This is a genomic window from Aquamicrobium defluvii (assembly GCF_004363725.1).
GTDB lineage: Bacteria > Pseudomonadota > Alphaproteobacteria > Rhizobiales > Rhizobiaceae > Mesorhizobium > Mesorhizobium defluvii.
The window spans coordinates 1-2,582 of sequence record NZ_SNZF01000072.1; the positions used below are offsets into that span (position 1 = coordinate 1).

At 63.6% G+C, this 2,582-nt stretch carries 2 protein-coding genes; both read left to right on the forward strand.

The features are described from left to right. The first annotated feature begins 134 nt into the window (after positions 1–134). Positions 135–1,862, forward strand: coding sequence for a chromosome partitioning protein ParB (locus DES43_RS22105; protein ID WP_133676457.1), 1,728 nt, complete (start codon positions 135–137; stop codon positions 1,860–1,862). Positions 1,863–1,945: 83 nt separating this feature from the next. Then, entirely contained in the window at positions 1,946–2,251 is a 306-nt protein-coding gene (locus DES43_RS22110; RefSeq protein WP_009451524.1) for a hypothetical protein, read from the forward strand. Positions 2,252–2,582 lie beyond the last annotated feature (331 nt).

Genomic DNA, 2,582 nt, shown 5'->3' on the forward strand with positions numbered 1-2,582 from the left:
GCGGAGCCAAAGATACACTCGAACTACCGCTCACAGCTGAAAAGTCCTTAGAATCAGCGTCATCCAGCTAACAGGACACTTGACGCATAACCTAAAATCTCCATCCGCTCGACCAGTTCCGGGCGTTCAAGCGCATGTTCGACGACGGCATGACGAAGGAGGAGATCGCCGACGCCTATCGCACCACACCGCGCTACATCACGCAGCGTATGCGCCTCGCTTCGGTCTCGCCGGCTCTTCTGGAAGTCTATGCGCGCAACGGCATGCCACTGGCGATGCTGGAGGCATTCACCGTCAATCCCGACCATGCCCGCCAGGAACAGGTCTGGGAGGCTGTCCAGCGCTCCTACAATGTCCAGCCTTGGCAGGTCCGCCAGCTCCTGACCGAGACCACCGTTCCAACCGATGACAAGCGCGTGCGCTTCGTCGGCGTGGACGCCTATGAGCAGGCCGGCGGCGCGATGCTGCGCGACCTCTTCTCCGAGGACGATGGCGGCTGGCTCGAAGACGTTGCGCTTCTCGACCGCCTGGTTTCGGAGAAGTTGAAGGCCATTGCCGATGACGTGGCGGCCGAAGGCTGGAAGTGGATCGCTGTCGATACCAACCATCCCTACGGTTACGACAACGGCCTTCGCGAGATCACCGGCAGCTTCGCCGATCTCACCGACGAGGAGCGCGCCGCGCGCGAGGCATTGCGCAACGAGTACGACGATCTTGAATCGGAATATTCCGAGCATGACGAACTGCCCGACGAGATCGATCGGCGCCTCGGCGAGATCGAGGCCGCTCTGGAAGGCTTCGAGAAGCGCCCCATCATCTATGATCCTGCCGAGATCGCCCGCGCCGGTGTCTTCATCAGCATCGACCGCGACGGCGAGCCTGTCATCGAGCGTGGCTATGTCCGGCCCGAGGACGAGCCGGTGGCCGATGCCGGGGACGGCGAGAACGAAAACGCTGCCGCCGCCGGAAATGACGGTGAGGTGCAGCGCGCCGTCGTCACGATCGGCGGCCAGCCGGTCGAAACCGAAGACGACGATGACGACGATGGCGTGAAGCCGCTGCCCGAGCGGCTCGTCATCGAGCTGACCGCCCATCGCACCGTCGCGCTTCAGGAAGCGCTCGCCAATAATCCGCACGTCGCGATGACGGCGCTACTGCACCGTATGGTGATGGAGCGCTATTATTTCTCCGCGCCGACCGGGTGCCTGGAGGTCTCCGTGCGCCAGCGTTACTTCCCTTCGCAGGGCGCGGATCTCAGCGACAGCCCTTCAGCCAAGGCCATTGGTGAGCGGTTCGACGCATGGAAGACTGACCTGCCTTCCGACGAAGCGGCGCTCTGGGACTGGATCGCCGCGCTTGACGAGGCGAGCCGCATGGCGCTGCTTGCCCATTGCGTCAGCTACGGCGTCAATGCGCTCTACGAGCGCCCGAACCCATATAGCGGTTCCGGTATCTCGCAGCATGGCCTTGATCGCCGCCTTGCCGGAGCCGACCGGATCGCCCGCGCCACCGGCATGGACATGGTGCTCGATGCGGGATGGCGGCCCACGGTCGAGAACTATCTCGGTCGTGTGACCAAGACCCAGATCCTCGCGGCGGTGCGCGAGGGCGCAGGCGAACGGGCGGCCCAGCTCATCGACCATCTGAAGAAGGGCGACATGGCCAAGGAAGCCGAGCGCCTGTTGGCCGATACCGGCTGGCTGCCCGAACCGCTTCGCCTGGTCGATCTCGATGGTGATGCGGCCGCCGACACCGATGGCGAGGTCGAGGCTTTGCCCGACTTCCTCGCCGGCGACGGTGACGACGAGGAAGCAGCGGCTGAAGAAGAGGAAGACCGGCTGCACCTCGTCGCTGCGGAATGACCGCATACGGGGCGGCGCAGGCCGCCCGTACCGTTTTTCAACTCGCCCGGCCATCGCGCCGGGCATTTTTTATGGAGGTCGTCATGGCTGACCATATCGACATCGACTTCATCTTTCAGGCCGACCGCGAAAATCCCCCGGCCGAGCGGTCGCTGCCCTGGGAGGAGACGCGCGACGGTATCACTGTTGTCGTCGAGCCCAAGCCGCATTGGGCTGAGGACTTGCGGGCCTTCCGCCTCAATGCCCGCGAATATTGCTACTATGCCGACTGGAGCCGGTACGGTGCGCGCGCCCGGTTCTATGGCCATATCGATACCTGTGGCGATGACCTGTTGCTGAAGGCCCGCGCCCTGATCGTCCGCGAGATCGCCGAGGGGCATTGGAGCTGACCATATCCCCAGTCGCGTGTCAGTTTCACCAGCATCCGCCGTTCTTGCCATACCGTGTGGAGCTGGATTCCGACCCCGGCCTGGAACACGTCGATCCGGTGAGACCGGCATGGGGGAAAGGCTGGCGGGGCGCGGCACCTACGACGGGATTTCGGCATCCTGTCAGAGGCAGAACACCACCCCCGCTTCCATTCGCTGACCTTGGTCTGAGCCGTTTCCTTGTCAATCAACCCACGTATGTGGAACGGCCCGCGGTGCAAGGATGCTTTTCAGTCGATTTCACCACATGAGGACGGTGCGGTCATATGTCCGGCCTTTCTGCGCGGCACAT